Origin of the sequence: Streptomyces sp. NPDC048352 (assembly GCF_040651895.1) — a bacterium.
Taxonomy (GTDB): Bacteria; Actinomycetota; Actinomycetes; order Streptomycetales; family Streptomycetaceae; genus Streptomyces.
The window spans coordinates 19,688-32,087 of sequence record NZ_JBEZKZ010000083.1; the positions used below are offsets into that span (position 1 = coordinate 19,688).

12 protein-coding genes are annotated in these 12,400 nt (G+C 76.1%); 7 read left to right on the top strand and 5 right to left on the bottom strand.

Annotation, left to right across the window (positions count from 1 at the left end; all coding sequences use genetic code 11):
- The first annotated feature begins 30 nt into the window (after nt 1–30).
- From AB0D45_RS29710 to AB0D45_RS29720, 3 genes are all read left to right on the top strand, one after another.
- A complete protein-coding gene (locus AB0D45_RS29710; RefSeq protein ID WP_362464682.1) occupies nt 31–1,287 on the top strand; it encodes a Tm-1-like ATP-binding domain-containing protein in 1,257 nt (418 codons plus the stop codon).
- A 132-nt stretch (nt 1,288–1,419) separates the two neighbouring features.
- Nucleotides 1,420–3,024: a serine/threonine-protein kinase gene (locus AB0D45_RS29715; RefSeq protein ID WP_362464685.1), complete on the top strand. Its 1,605-nt coding sequence runs from the start codon at nt 1,420–1,422 to the stop codon at nt 3,022–3,024.
- Nucleotides 3,021–3,632, top strand: a complete 612-nt coding sequence (locus AB0D45_RS29720; RefSeq protein WP_362464687.1) for a hypothetical protein — start codon at nt 3,021–3,023, stop codon at nt 3,630–3,632. The genes AB0D45_RS29715 and AB0D45_RS29720 overlap by 4 nt, the downstream gene beginning before the upstream one ends.
- A 255-nt stretch (nt 3,633–3,887) precedes the next feature.
- Here the strand turns inward: AB0D45_RS29720 and AB0D45_RS29725 are convergent, their stop codons facing one another.
- Entirely contained in the window at nt 3,888–5,177 is a 1,290-nt protein-coding gene (locus AB0D45_RS29725; RefSeq protein WP_362464689.1) for a bifunctional GNAT family N-acetyltransferase/ATP-binding protein, read from the bottom strand.
- Nucleotides 5,178–5,414: 237 nt separating this feature from the next.
- On the opposite strand from AB0D45_RS29725, the gene AB0D45_RS29730 reads away from it, so the two are divergent.
- Nucleotides 5,415–6,200, top strand: coding sequence for a trypsin-like peptidase domain-containing protein (locus AB0D45_RS29730; protein WP_362464692.1), 786 nt, complete (start codon nt 5,415–5,417; stop codon nt 6,198–6,200).
- A 45-nt stretch (nt 6,201–6,245) separates the two neighbouring features.
- On the opposite strand, the gene AB0D45_RS29735 is transcribed toward AB0D45_RS29730, so the two are convergent.
- The 3 genes from AB0D45_RS29735 to AB0D45_RS29745 all read right to left on the bottom strand — a co-directional run bounded on the left by AB0D45_RS29735 (nt 6,246) and on the right by AB0D45_RS29745 (nt 9,124).
- Entirely contained in the window at nt 6,246–6,773 is a 528-nt protein-coding gene (locus tag AB0D45_RS29735) for an NUDIX domain-containing protein (RefSeq protein ID WP_362464695.1), read from the bottom strand.
- Nucleotides 6,774–6,823: 50 nt separating this feature from the next.
- Nucleotides 6,824–8,449 (bottom strand): apolipoprotein N-acyltransferase, encoded by a 1,626-nt coding sequence (gene lnt / locus AB0D45_RS29740; RefSeq protein WP_362464697.1) that lies wholly within the window; start codon nt 8,447–8,449, stop codon nt 6,824–6,826.
- 159 nt (nt 8,450–8,608) lie between these two features.
- A complete protein-coding gene (locus AB0D45_RS29745; protein WP_361611106.1) occupies nt 8,609–9,124 on the bottom strand; it encodes a hypothetical protein in 516 nt (171 codons plus the stop codon).
- Nucleotides 9,125–9,252: 128 nt separating this feature from the next.
- Here AB0D45_RS29745 and AB0D45_RS29750 point away from each other — a divergent pair, with 128 nt between their 5' ends.
- Entirely contained in the window at nt 9,253–9,732 is a 480-nt protein-coding gene (locus AB0D45_RS29750) for a VOC family protein (protein WP_362464700.1), read from the top strand.
- Here AB0D45_RS29750 and AB0D45_RS29755 read toward each other — a convergent pair.
- Entirely contained in the window at nt 9,721–10,776 is a 1,056-nt protein-coding gene (locus tag AB0D45_RS29755) for an NAD(P)/FAD-dependent oxidoreductase (RefSeq protein WP_362464703.1), read from the bottom strand. The genes AB0D45_RS29750 and AB0D45_RS29755 overlap by 12 nt on opposite strands.
- Nucleotides 10,777–10,870: 94 nt before the next feature.
- Here AB0D45_RS29755 and AB0D45_RS29760 point away from each other — a divergent pair, with 94 nt between their 5' ends.
- Nucleotides 10,871–11,461, top strand: coding sequence for a TetR/AcrR family transcriptional regulator (locus tag AB0D45_RS29760; RefSeq protein ID WP_362464706.1), 591 nt, complete (start codon nt 10,871–10,873; stop codon nt 11,459–11,461).
- On the top strand, nt 11,458–12,378 hold the full coding sequence (locus AB0D45_RS29765) for an ADP-ribosylglycohydrolase family protein (protein ID WP_362464709.1): 921 nt from the start codon (nt 11,458–11,460) through the stop codon (nt 12,376–12,378). The genes AB0D45_RS29760 and AB0D45_RS29765 overlap by 4 nt, the downstream gene beginning before the upstream one ends.
- The last annotated feature ends 22 nt before the right edge of the window (nt 12,379–12,400 follow it).

Sequence of the window (12,400 nt, forward strand, 5' to 3'; positions counted from 1 at the left end):
GCAAACCCCACCTGCGTGGACATTGCACATATGACGAACGTCGTGCTGGTGGGAACCCTGGACACCAAGGGTGTCGAGTACGGCTGGCTGCGCGAGAGGCTGCTGCGCACCGGCGTCGAAGTGGTACTGGTGGACACGGGGATCATGGGAGAACCCCGGGTGCCCGCGGACGTGCCGCGCGAAGCGGTGGCCCGGGCCGCGGGAACGGAACTGACGCAGCTGCGCGAGGCCGCCGACCGGGGGGCGGCCGTGACCACGATGGCCCGGGGCGCCGAGGCGACCCTCTTACGGCTGCACGCGGAGGGCCGCCTGCACGGCGTGCTCGCGATCGGGGGCAGCGGGGGCACCTCCATCGCGACGCGGGCGATGCGGGCGCTGCCGCTCGGCGTGCCGAAGGTGATGGTCTCCTCGATGGCGTCCGGGGACGTGTCCCCGTACGTCGCCTCCTCGGACATCACCATGATGTACAGCGTGGTGGACATCGCCGGGATCAACAGCGTCTCCGCCCCGGTGCTCGCCAACGCCGCGGAGGCCGTCGCCGGGATGGCGAAGGGTTTCGCGCGGGCCGCGCTGGACCGCAGCCGGCCCGCCCGCCTCGGCGCCGGCTCGCGGCCGCTGGTCGCCGCGAGCATGGCCGGGGTGACCACGGTCGGCGTGGACGCCGCCCGGGAGCGGCTGGAGGAGCTGGGGTACGAGGTCCTGGTCTTCCACGTCAGCGGCGCGGGCGGGCGCACCCTGGAGACGCTGGCCGGGCAGGGGGTCTTCGCGGGGGTGCTGGACCTGACGCTGAGCGAGCTCGCGGACGACCTGTGCGGCGGCATCCTGACCGCCGGCCCCGACCGGCTGAGCGCGGCCGGGCGGGCCGGGGTACCACAGGTGGTGAGCCTGGGGGCGCTGGACATGGTGAAGTTCGGGCCGCCGGAGACCCTGCCCGAGCGGGCCCGCTACCGCCGGGTCCGCGTCCACAACCCCTCGATCACGGTGATCCGCACGACCGAGGCGGAGTGCGCGGAGCTCGGGCGCCGGGTCGCCGCCAAACTGGGCGCGGCGACCGGGCCGACGGAAGTCTGCGTACCGCTGCGGGGCCTGTCCACGCTGGGCGCGCCGGGCGGCCCGTACCACGACCCCGCGGCGGACCGGGCGCTGTTCTCGGCCCTGCGCGAGGGGCTGCGGGGCACTGCGGCACGGCTCCACGAGTACGACACCCACATCAACGACCCGGCCTTCGGGCGGGCGGCGGCCGACCGGCTGCACACGATGATCGGCGCGGTGTCGGCAGCGGCCTGACCGCGTTCCGAGACGCGCCGCGGGGTTGGGAACCGGCCGTGGCGGAAAAGGTGTCCCCTCAGGTGGCCGGTCGGGGGACGACCGGCCGGCCGCCCCTCGGGCGGCCGGTGACGCCACGGACGGGGGCGCAGGATGGGCAACGGCTGGACGGTACCCGGCTACACCGAGGTCCGCGAGCTCGGCGCGGGCGGCAGCGGCCGGGTCGTGCTCGCGGTCCACGAGCGGACGGGCACGGCCGTCGCGGTGAAGTACCTCAGCGACCGGCTGCGGGAGGACCCCGCCTTCGTGCGGGAGTTCCGCTCCGAGGCCCGGCTGCTCGGCGGGCTCGTGTCGCCGTACGTGGTGGGCCTGTACGAGTACGTGGAGGCCCCGGGCGGCGCGGCGATCGTGATGGAACTGGTCGACGGGATCTCCCTGCGCGCCCTGCTGCGGGAGTCGGGGCGGGCGGACGCCGAGGCCGCGCTGGTGGTGCTCAAGGGCTCCCTGCTCGGGCTGGCCGCGGCCCACCGGGCCGGTGTCGTCCACCGGGACTACAAGCCGGAGAACGTCCTGGTCGCACCCGACGGCTCCTCCAAGCTGGTCGACTTCGGGATCGCGGCGGGCCGCGGGTCCACCCCCGGGGTGGCGGGCACTCCCGCCTACATGGCCCCCGAGCAGTGGCAGGGGCAGCCGGCCTCGCCGACGGCCGACGTGTACGCGGCCACCGCGACCTTCTTCGAGTTCCTGACCGGCCGCAAGCCCTACGACGGGGCGAACTTCGCGGAGCTGGCCGTCCAGCACATCGAGGCGCCGGTTCCGGAGACCGAGGCCCCCGAGCCGGTGCGCCCGCTGATCCGGCGGGGGCTCGCCAAGCGGCCGGAGCAGCGCCCGGAGAACGCCGAGGCCTTCGTGGCGGAGCTGGAGGCGGTGGCGGTGGCCGCCTACGGGCCGCAATGGGAGGAGCGCGGGCAGCGCAAACTCGCCGCGCTTGCGGCCCTGCTGCCGCTGCTGTTCCCCTCGGCGGGCGGGGCGGCGGCGGGTACCACCGCGGTCGCCTCGACCTCGGTCGGCCACGCGGGCTGGGCGCCGGGGCGCGGCGGCTGGCTGGCGACCGGCCTGGCGCTGGTGCTGGGGGCGGTGCTGGTGCTCACGACCGACGCGGTCGGCGGAACGCCGCCGCCCTCGGCGCTGAGCGATGTCGCCACGACGAGCCCGGCCCCGGGACCCGCCTCGCCCGCGCCCGGGCCGTCGGCCTCCGCCTCCGCCTCCGCATCGCCGTCCGCGAGCCCGTCGGCGTCCGCGTCGCCCAGTGCCCCGGCGTCCCCCACGCCCACGCCCTCCCACTCGGTGAGCTGGAGCCCCTCGGCGAGCCCGACCCCGAAGCCGACGGTGAGCCACTCGCCCACCCCGACGCCGTCGCCGACGTTGCGGGTGACGAAGCTGGGCGTCGAGCTCAGCCCCGGCGTCTACCGCGGCCAGGCGACCGTCTCGCTGGCGGCCCAGGGCAGCGGACCCGTCACCGTCACCCTGGAGTGGTTCCTCGGCGAGACGCAGGGGGCCTACTCCGTCCCCGACGGCACCGACACCGTCGTCGTCCCGGCCGGTTCCGCGGCCTCGGTGGTGCGGGCGCACGACTTCAGCCGCGGCAAGGGCTGCTACGGCGGTGTCCGGGTCACCACCAAGCCGGCCGCGGCGAACGGTCCGGCCTCCGCCTCCGTACTGCTGTACCGCTGCCAGACCCAGGAGGTCCCGCGATGAGCGAGCCGCGCGCCCCTCAGGGCCCCTCGGAGGACGAGTACAGCGCCACCGTCCTCGGCAGCCACTGGTTCAGCGGCCCGCCGCCCCCGGCCGACGCCGCGCCCGACCGGGTCGAGGGTTCCGTGCTGCGCTTCGGGCCGGGGGTGACGGCGGCCATGGCCCCACCGTTCCCCCTGCGGCCCGCGCCCGCCGCCCGGCCGCCCGCCGGGCGCGGCGGCGGCTGGCGGCGGTACACGCTGGCCGTGGTGGTGCTGGCGGCGGTCCTCGGATACCTGGGCTGGCAGCGGTTCGGGCCGGCCGTCGAGGTGCGGGAGCTGTCGGTGGCCACCGACCCGCAGGGGCCGGGGTGCGAGGGGGCGGCCGACGTGGTGGCCGTCGTACGCACCAACGGGCGCCCGGGGACCCTCCGCTACCGCTGGGTCCGCAGCGACGGCACGCAGTCGCAGGAGCTGACGGAGCGGGTGCCCGGCGGGCGGGAGGAGGCCACCCTGCACCTGATGTGGACCTTCCACGGCACCGGCGCCTACCCGGCCCGGGCGGAGCTCCAGCTGCTGTCGCCCGTACGGCGCACGGCGGCCGCCGAGTTCACCTACCGGTGCCCCCGGTAGGTCCCGCGCGGGGCCCCGTTACCCGGGGACCCGGCCTGGACGCAGTCCTTTCGGCCGGGGTGGGTGCGGCCGTGGCCGTCCGGCCGAAGCCGGGCCACCGGCCGCGCTGGTCGGCTCGAAGGCGTCGCAGAGGGCGTGCAGGACGCGCGGAAGGCCCGCGGCCGCTTCGGGGAGCGGCCGCGGGCCGTTTCGCGTACCCGTCCCCCGCCGCAACCGGGGGACGGTGTCCGTGGTCCGGCCTCGGCCGGATCCTGCCTAGAAGCGGGCGTGCGCGGTGATGTCCGCCTGGAACTCCCCCGTCATCGCCGGCGTCACCGTCGGCCTGCACTGCGCCACGGCCGCCAGGTAGTCCCGCGTGGTGGCGCCGAGCTGCGCGGCCGCCGCGCCGCGCGCACCCACCGCCTCCAGGTCCCGCTCGAAGGACACCTGCGCCGCGATCCGCGCGGCGTGCTCGATGTCGGCCGGGGTGAACAGCTCCGTCGCTTCCACCAGCGCCGCCACGTCCACGTCCGCCCGTCCGGCCGTGTAGCGCGACCAGATCGCGGCGCGCGCCCCGGCGTCCGGGGTGCCGATCGGGATCAGGTAGTCGAAGCGGCCGGGCCGCAGGAAGGCCGGGTCGAGGGAGCGGATGGAGTTGGTCGCGCAGACCAGCAGGCGCTCGTCGCCCTCCCGGAAGCCGGGGATCAGCTTGAGCAGCTCGTTCGTCACCCCGTGGATGCCGCCCGGCTGCGCCGGCTCGGTGCGTACGGGCGCGATCTCCTCGACCTCGTCGATGAAGACGAGGACCCGCTCCAGCTCGGCGATCCGGGCGAAGGCGTCGCGCAGCGCCGTGGCGAGGTTGCCCTCGTCGGCGAGACGGGAGGGCAGCAGCTCCACGAAGGGCCAGCCCAACCGGGAGGCGATGGCCCGGGCGAAGGTGGTCTTGCCGGTGCCGGGCGGTCCGAAGAGGGTGATGGCGCGCGGCGGCCGCACCCCGTGCGCGGCGGCACGCTCCGGCTCGGCGAGCGGCAGCACCACCCGCCGCTCGATGAGGTCCTTCTCCTTCTCCATGCCGGCGACCTTGGCCCACAGGTCCTTGGTCAGGAAGCGGCCGCCGAGGTCGTCGAGGAGCCCGGCCGCCGGTCCGTGCAGCGGTTCGGTCTTCTCGAAGTAGGCGACGGCCGGCTGGCGGGTGTAGCCGGCGTTGAGGAGGCCCTCGCCGAGCAGGTCCTCCTCGGGCAGGACGTAGGCGATCCGGCCGACGCGGGCGGCGATCAGCCGCCGTTCCAGCTCCACGAGCAGGGCGCTGGCGAGTCCCCGCCCGCGCCATCCGGCGGCGATCGCGATGCGCATCACCCAGGCCCGCTCGCCCGTCACGCCGGCGAGGGCCGCGCCGATCGGGACGCCCTGGTGGACGGCGACGACGCAGGGCTGCCGGTCGGTCAGCGCGCTGATGCACTCGGCGAGCGAGAAGACGGACTCCTGGCCCAGTTCGGCCGTGGTGTCGATGAGATGGACCACCGCCGCGAGATCGCTCTCGCGGTAGTCGTGGATGAGCCAGTTCACTCCGTACCGCCCCTCGTTCGTGCTCCTGCGGCGAGGCTAGGCGGGGGCGGGCCCGGCGATCACGTACCGCGGTGCACAACAGCCGGCCGGGAAGTCCGCCGCGGCGTCCATAGACCGGGATCTCCGCCCGGAGCCGGGGGCGGCGCTCCGGTGGTCCACAGGGGACGCGGGGATTCACAGCGGATTCATACGGAACACCGGGCTGCGGGCACAGTTTCACCGGGGAGGCTCGCAGGCATGATCCCTCGCATCCTTTCCCGGCCGGCCGGGAACCCCCGCGCCCGGCGGGCGGCGCGGGCCCTGCTCGCGCTCACCTCGATGGCCGCCCTGCTGAGCCTGGACCTCCCCGAGGCCCGGGCGCTGCCCCCGCTGGGGGTCACCGGGCCGGCCGACGCCGACGCCACGGCGGCCCGGGTGGGCGCGCTGTTCGCGGGCGGGCCGGACGGCGGGCACTTCTGCACCGCCTCCGTGGTGCGCAGCGCCGGCCGGAACCTGATCGCAACCGCCGCGCACTGCCTCGCCCGTCCGGAGGCCACCGTCTTCGCGCCGGGCTACCGGGACGGAGCGGCCCCGTACGGGCTGTGGCGGGTGACGGGCGTGTACGTCGACCCGGGCTGGACGCGGGACGGGGACGCCGACGCGGACATCGCCTTCGCGACGGTGGCCCCGGCGGACGGCGCGCGGAGCGGGGCGGTGGAGGACGTGGTGGGCGGCTTCCCGGTGGCGGCGGCCGGACAGCCGCAGGACGTGACGGTGACCGTCGTCGGGTACCCCGCCACCGAGGACGCACCGCTGCGCTGCGCGAACGCCACGAGCCTGTTCTCCCCGACCCAGCGGCGGATCGACTGCCCCGCCCTCAGCGGCGGCACCAGCGGCAGCCCCTGGCTGGCGGGCGGCGCGCTGGCCGGGGTGCTCGGCGGCCACGAGGGCGGCGGCACGGTCCCGGACGTCTCCTACAGCGCGGTCATGGGCGACCGCGCCCTGGCCCTCTACCGCCGGGCGGCGGCCCGGGCCGTGCCGTGACGGCGCGGCGGGGTGGTGTGCGGGGCGACCGCGGGCCGAGACGGCCTACGTGTGCTGTCCCGGGACCGATCCGCACGACGCGGGCTGGACGGGGCTTGCGGCCGGGGCTTCGAACCAGGTCGGCCCGTCGCTCAGGGAGCGTCGGACGCGGTCCAGGGCGAACGGCTCCAGCGGCGGCAGCGCGTCCGGCTCGAACCAGGCCACCTCCAGCAGCTCCCCGTCGGCGGCCCGGGCCTCGCCGCCGGTGGCCCGGCAGCGGAAGGTGATGTCCTGGAACTGGCAGACGTCGCCGTTCGGGTAGGTGATCGGGGCCAGCATCTGGACGAGGACCACCCGTTCGGGGACGCACCGCACGGCCGTCTCCTCGTACACCTCGCGCACCGCCGTCTCGGCGGGCTGCTCCCCCGGCTCGGCGATCCCGCCGATCACCGACCACCGGCCGGTGTCGGCCCGGCGCCCGAGGAGCACCCGGCCCCGCTCGTCGATCACGACGGCGGTGACGCCGGGCAGCAGGAGCAGCCGGTGGCCGGCGCCGCTCGCCCTGATCTCGCGGATGAACTCGGGTGTGGTCATGCCCCGACCCTACGGGGCGGCCCTGCGGCGCCGTGCGGCGGTCACCGCCGTCACGCGGACCGGCGGGCGCGGATCCGGCGCGCCGCCACCGCCCCGAGCCCGCCGGCCGCGAGCAGGAGCAGCGCGTACTCGGGCAGCGGGCCCAGGCGGGTGGCCGGGGTCTGCGAGGAGCGCAGCGGGATCTCGGCGACGAGGGCGTCGGCGGTGAACATCTTCGTCTGCCGGGTGACCTTCCCGTCGGGCTGGATGACGGCGCTGACCCCGCTGGTGACGGGGACGAGGACGGTCCGGCTGTGCTCGACGGCGCGGATCCGGTCCATGGCCAGCTGCTGGTAGGTCATCTCGGTCCGGCCGAAGGTGGCGTTGTTGCTGGGGACCGCGATGACCTGGGCGCCGGCCCGGACGGTGGAGCGCACGGCGTCGTCGAAGGCCGCCTCGTAGCAGGTGACCATGCCGATGCCGCTGCCCGCCATGTCGAAGACGCCGGGCTCCTTGCCGGGGCCGAAGTCGCGGCGTACGCGGTCCACGTCGGAGCTGAACAGCCGGACGAACGACCGCATCGGGATGCGCTCGCCGAAGGGCTGGATCTTGCGCTTGTCGTAGGTGTCGGTGGGGCCCTTCACCGGGTCCCACAGGATCATCGTGTTGCGCAGCGGCCCGGTCTCGGGGGCCAGTACGGAGCCGATGGCGACGGGCACGCCGATGGCCTTGACCGCCTTGTCGATGACGGCGTGGGCGTCGGGCTGGGTGAACGGGTCGATGTCCGAGGAGTTCTCCGGCCACACGACGAAGTCCGGCTTCGGCGCGCGGCCCGCCTTGACGTCCTCGGCGAGCTGGATCGTGCGGTTCGCGTGGTTGTCGAGGACCTGGCGGCGCTGGGCGTTGAAGTCGAATCCGGCGCGCGGCACGTTGCCCTGGATCACGGCGGCCACGGCCGTGCCGTCCTCGGCGGCGCCGGAGACCAGCGGGCGGGCCGCGAGGGCCCCTGCCACGGGTGCGGCGACGGCGAGCGCGGCGAGGGCGGCGGCGCCGGAGCGGGGGCGGCGGCGGGCGACGCGCAGGGCCTCGTACAGGCCGAAGCCGCACAGGGCGACGCCGAAGGAGAGCAGCGGGGTGCCACCGACGGCGGCGAGCGGGGTGAGGACGCCGTCGGCCTGCCCGAAGGCGAGCTTGCCCCAGGAGAAGCCGCCGAAGGGGGCCCGGGCGCGCAGGGCCTCGCCCGCGGTCCAGACGGCGGCGGCCCACAGGGGCCATCCGGGCAGCCGGCTGACGAGGGCGACGCCGAGGCAGGTGAGCCCGATGAGCAGGGCTTCGAGGGTGACGAGGGCGATCCACGGGACCGGGCCGACGCCCTCGCCGGTCCACACGAGGAGCGGCAGCAGGAAGCCGAGCCCGAAGAGGAAGCCGAGGCCGAAGCCGGCCCGGGCGCGGCGTCCGCGCAGGCAGCCGGCGAGCAGGGCGAGGGCGAAGGGGGCCAGCCACCACAGGGGGCGGGGCGGGAAGCCGAGGTAGAGCAGGGCCCCGGCGAGCCCGGCGAGGGCGACCCGCGCCGGCCCGGCGGCCTTGCGCTTCCCCGGTCGCGGGGCGGCTGCGGCTTCGGGCGGGGACGCCGCTGCTGCTCGGCCGGCGGGCTGGGCGGGCTCGCTCTCGGCGGCGCGGGTGACACTGCTGCTCATCTGGCGGAGTGTACGTCCCCGCGCCCCAAGGGCCGGTAAGGAGGCGCTCCCCCGCCACCCGGCGCCCGGACAGCACCCGGACGGCGTCCCGGGGGGCGCTGCTTCCTCGGCGGGCAGCGCTCCGGGTGCGGCGCTCAGGCGTGCTCCGGGTTCCTCCGTTCAGCGGGCGAGGGCGCGCAGGTGGGTGCGGATCACGCGGACGGCGTTCTCCGCGTCGTCGACGGTGACCGTGAACAGCCTGCCGTCGCCGAGCCGCAGGGTGACGCCCTCGCCGCGCCGGACGATGACGGCGGTGCCCTTCTCGGGCCGCCAGCGGTAGCCCCACCCGCCCCACTGCTGCGGGGTGATGCGGGGGCAGAACTCGGCGGAGGCGACCTCCGCGAGCCGGATCTTGCGGCGGGGCAGTCCTATGTGGCCGCAGCGCACTTCCAGCGCCTCCGCGTCGACGGTGACCGCCACGTGCACGAAGGCGAGGGTGCCGTAGAGGATGAGCAGTCCCGCCGCGAGGCAGCCGATCACGGACATCAGCAGCGGAACGAATCCGGTGGTCCAGGAGTTGTCGACGGCCAGCTCGACGCCCAGCGCGAGACAGGCCGCGCCGGCCGCCGCGAGCAGCCACTGCGCACGGTTGGAAGCCCGGCCCGCCCAGAGGGGGCCCGGTGGGTGACCCGTCATGAGCAGCAGCGTACTCACCTTCCGCATGTGCGCCACCACCTCTGCGCCACTCGGCGCATCACGCTCCGAGGGCTTGTCGCCTGCCCGCCCTTGACCTCGACCAAACTTGAGGTTCTACGGTCGTGGGCATGACGAATCAGACGCATCACGAGGCATCCCCGGTCGTTCCCGAGCGCTACCGCACGGCGGTGGTCCCGCACATCATGGTCACCGACGCGGCAGAGGCGCTCTCCTTCTACGTACGCGCCTTCGGGGCGGTCGAGGACTTCCGCCTCGACGCCCCCGGAGGCGGCGTCCTGCACGCCGAGATCCGGATCGGCGAGGCGGTGCTGATGCTCGGCGACGCCGCCGAGGCCCCCTTCGCCTCCCCGGCCGAGCTCGGCGGGACGTCGGCGGCGCTGCACGTGTACGTCCCGGACGTGGACGCCCTCGTACGGACGGCCGTGGCGGCCGGAGCGGAACTGCTGCAGGAGCCGGCGGACCAGTTCCACGGCGACCGCACCGCCCACCTCCGGGACCCGTCGGGGCACCTGTGGGTGTTCCTGACCCACCTGGAGGACGTGTCCGGTGCGGAGCTGGCGGCGCGTGCCGCCGGGCTAGCGCAGTAGCAGGCCGGCCAGGGCGTCGCGCAGGGCCGGGCGGCGGGTGGTCACGAAGCGGTGCAGGGCCCTCGAACCGAGGGCCACGCGCTGCGCGCTGCGGCGGCGCTGCGCGTCGTAGGCGGGCAGGGCCGACCGGCCGTGGGCGGCGACGGCACGCGCCAGGGCCTCCGCGTCGAGGAGGGCCGTGCAGGCGCCCTGGCCGAGGTTGGGGGTCATGGCGTGCACGGCGTCGCCGACGAGGGCGATCCGGCCGGCGGTGACGAAGGCCGGGAGCGCCGGGTGGAGGTGGCGCATCTCGTACCGGATCCAGGTCGCGGGGTCGGTCTCGGCGAGCACGCGCGGGACCGGGTCGTGCCAGCCCTCGAAGGCGTCCCGCAGCCCGGCGGCGGTGGTGGCCGCGGGAACGGCGGCGTACCAGTTGGTGCGGCCCGGTTCGACGGGGGTCATCCCGAAGAAGCGGCCCTCGCCCCAGGTCTCCCCGTGGACGTCGGTCTCGAACTCCGCGATGCCGATCCAGGCGGCGGTCCCGAGGGCGCGCACCGCGCTGCGGGTGCCGAAGTGGGCGGTGCGCACGGCGCTGTTGATGCCGTCGGCGCCGACGACGAGGTCGGCGCCGAGGTCGCGGGGGTCGGTGAGCCGCCGGCCGTACTCGACGTCCGCGCCGCCGAGCCGCCCGAGTTCGTCCAGCAGGGCGTCGACCAGGTGGGGCCGGGAGACGAGGAGTTCGGGGCGGCCGGCCCTGCGCTCGACGCGTTCGAGGGGAAGGGTGGCCAGGACCCTGCCGTCCGGGCGCCGGATGCGGGCCCTGCGGTACGGGAGCGCCCGCGCGCGGAGGGCGTCGCCGAGACCGAGCCGGTCCAGGGCGGCCTGGGCGCCGGGGTGGATCCCGAAGGCGGTGCCGTAGCGCTCCGGGGCGGTTCGGCCCTCCAGCACACGGACGGACCAGCCCGCGCGGCTCAGGCCGATCGCGGTGGCGAGGCCGCCGACGCCCGCGCCGACGACCACGGCCGTGCCGGGGGCGCCGCCGCCCTTGCTCCTGCCGTTCTCCATGGAAGGCCCCGTCTCTCGGACCAGCAGAACCGAACGCATCACCACACCTGTGGTACCTCGTTTGTGGTACCACAGGTGTAGTTATCCTGGCAAGGTGAATCAGAACCGTAGGGACCGGCTGCGCGACGCTGCCGTGACCGTGCTGGGCGGAGCGGGCGGGCGGGGCCTCACCCACCGGGCCGTCGACGCCGCCGCCGAGGTGCCGCCGGGCACCGCCAAGAACTACTTCCCGAGCCGCGACGCCCTGCTGCGGGCCGTCGCGGAGCGCTGCCTTGAGCAGTACCAGGCCCTCGCCGCCTCCCTGGCGGCAGCCGGTCCGGGGCCGTCGGACCGCGAGGGGCTCGCGGCCCTGCTGGCCGGGCTGCTGCGGGACGTGGCGGGGCCCGGGCGTCCGCGCCTGCTGGCCTACCTGGAACTCCAGGCGGAGGCGGCCCGCAGGCCCTGGCTGGCCGCCCTGCTGGACCCGATCGCCGCCGGCGACTTCGCCGCGTACCGGTCCCTGCTGGCGGGAGCGGGGCTTGCGGCCGGGCCGGAGCAGGCGCGCGCCCTGACCCTGGCGCTGCACGGGGCGATCCCCCACCTGCTGGCGGGCGCCCCCGCGACGCTGGCGGCGGCCGGGCTCGACGACCTCGACGGGTTCGCGAGCGGCCTGCTGGCCCGCGTGTGCGCCGAGGAGGCCCGGTGACCACACGACTGGACCGCGCCGTGGGAGCCGTACTGGGTTCGGCGGCGGGCGACGCGCTCGGGGCCCCGTACGAATTCGGCCCCGCCGGGCAACTGAGCGCGCGGGGCGAGGAGATGCGCGGGGGAGGCGGCTGGGATCCGGGCGAGGCGACGGACGACACGCAGATGGCGGTCCTGGTCGCCGAATCCCTGCTGGAGCACGGCGGCCTGGAACTCCCGGACATCTTCGGGCGCTTCCAGCGGTGGGCCGCCGGGTACCCCAAGGACATCGGCCTCCAGACGGAGGACGTCCTGACCAACGGCCGGCCCTGGGACACGGCGGCCGCCCACCACTTCCAGGTCAACGCGCGGGCGGCGGGCAACGGTTCCCTGATGCGGGCCGCCGGCTCGGCGGTGTACTTCGCGCCCGCCGGGCGGGAGGCCTCCATGGACGCGGCCCGGCGGATCGCGGCCCTCACCCATGGCGACCGGGCCGCCTGGGAGGGCACCGCCCTCCTGCACGAACTGGTACGGGTGGCCCTGGACGGCGGCGATCCCCTGACCGCGCTCCCGCAGGCGCTGGAGGCGGTGGACCCGGCGCACCGCGACCGGTACGCCCGCGTGCTCGACCCCGGCTGGCACCCCGGCCTGGCCACCGAGTTCAACGGCGCCGTGTGGCCCTGCCTGGGCTCGGCGGTGTGGGCCGTGCGTACGACCACCGGGTTCGCCCCGGCCGTACGCGCCGCGGTGGACCTGGGCGGGGACACCGACACGGTCGCCGCCGTGACGGGGGCCCTGGCCGGTGCGGTCTACGGGCAGGCGGCCGTCCCGGAGGAGTGGACGGACCCGCTGCACGTGCCGCTGCCCGGCTTCGGCGACCGGGTCCTGGACGCGGAGGCACTGCGCGACCTGGCCCGCCGGCTCGCGGCCGCCGGCTGAGGCCGCCCGGGCCCGGCGGCCG

Excerpts from the sequence above, each read along its gene's own strand:
- AB0D45_RS29735 (WP_362464695.1), bottom strand. The coding sequence starts at position 6,773 with ATGACCACACCCGAGTTCATCCGCGAGATCAGGGCGAGCGGCGCCGGC.
- AB0D45_RS29755 (WP_362464703.1), bottom strand. The coding sequence starts at position 10,776 with ATGGAGAACGGCAGGAGCAAGGGCGGCGGCGCCCCCGGCACGGCCGTG.
- AB0D45_RS29745 (WP_361611106.1), bottom strand. The coding sequence starts at position 9,124 with ATGACGGGTCACCCACCGGGCCCCCTCTGGGCGGGCCGGGCTTCCAAC.
- lnt (WP_362464697.1), bottom strand. The coding sequence starts at position 8,449 with ATGAGCAGCAGTGTCACCCGCGCCGCCGAGAGCGAGCCCGCCCAGCCC.
- AB0D45_RS29720 (WP_362464687.1), top strand. The coding sequence starts at position 3,021 with ATGAGCGAGCCGCGCGCCCCTCAGGGCCCCTCGGAGGACGAGTACAGC.
- AB0D45_RS29715 (WP_362464685.1), top strand. The coding sequence starts at position 1,420 with ATGGGCAACGGCTGGACGGTACCCGGCTACACCGAGGTCCGCGAGCTC.
- AB0D45_RS29710 (WP_362464682.1), top strand. The coding sequence starts at position 31 with ATGACGAACGTCGTGCTGGTGGGAACCCTGGACACCAAGGGTGTCGAG.
- AB0D45_RS29750 (WP_362464700.1), top strand. The coding sequence starts at position 9,253 with ATGACGAATCAGACGCATCACGAGGCATCCCCGGTCGTTCCCGAGCGC.
- AB0D45_RS29730 (WP_362464692.1), top strand. The coding sequence starts at position 5,415 with ATGATCCCTCGCATCCTTTCCCGGCCGGCCGGGAACCCCCGCGCCCGG.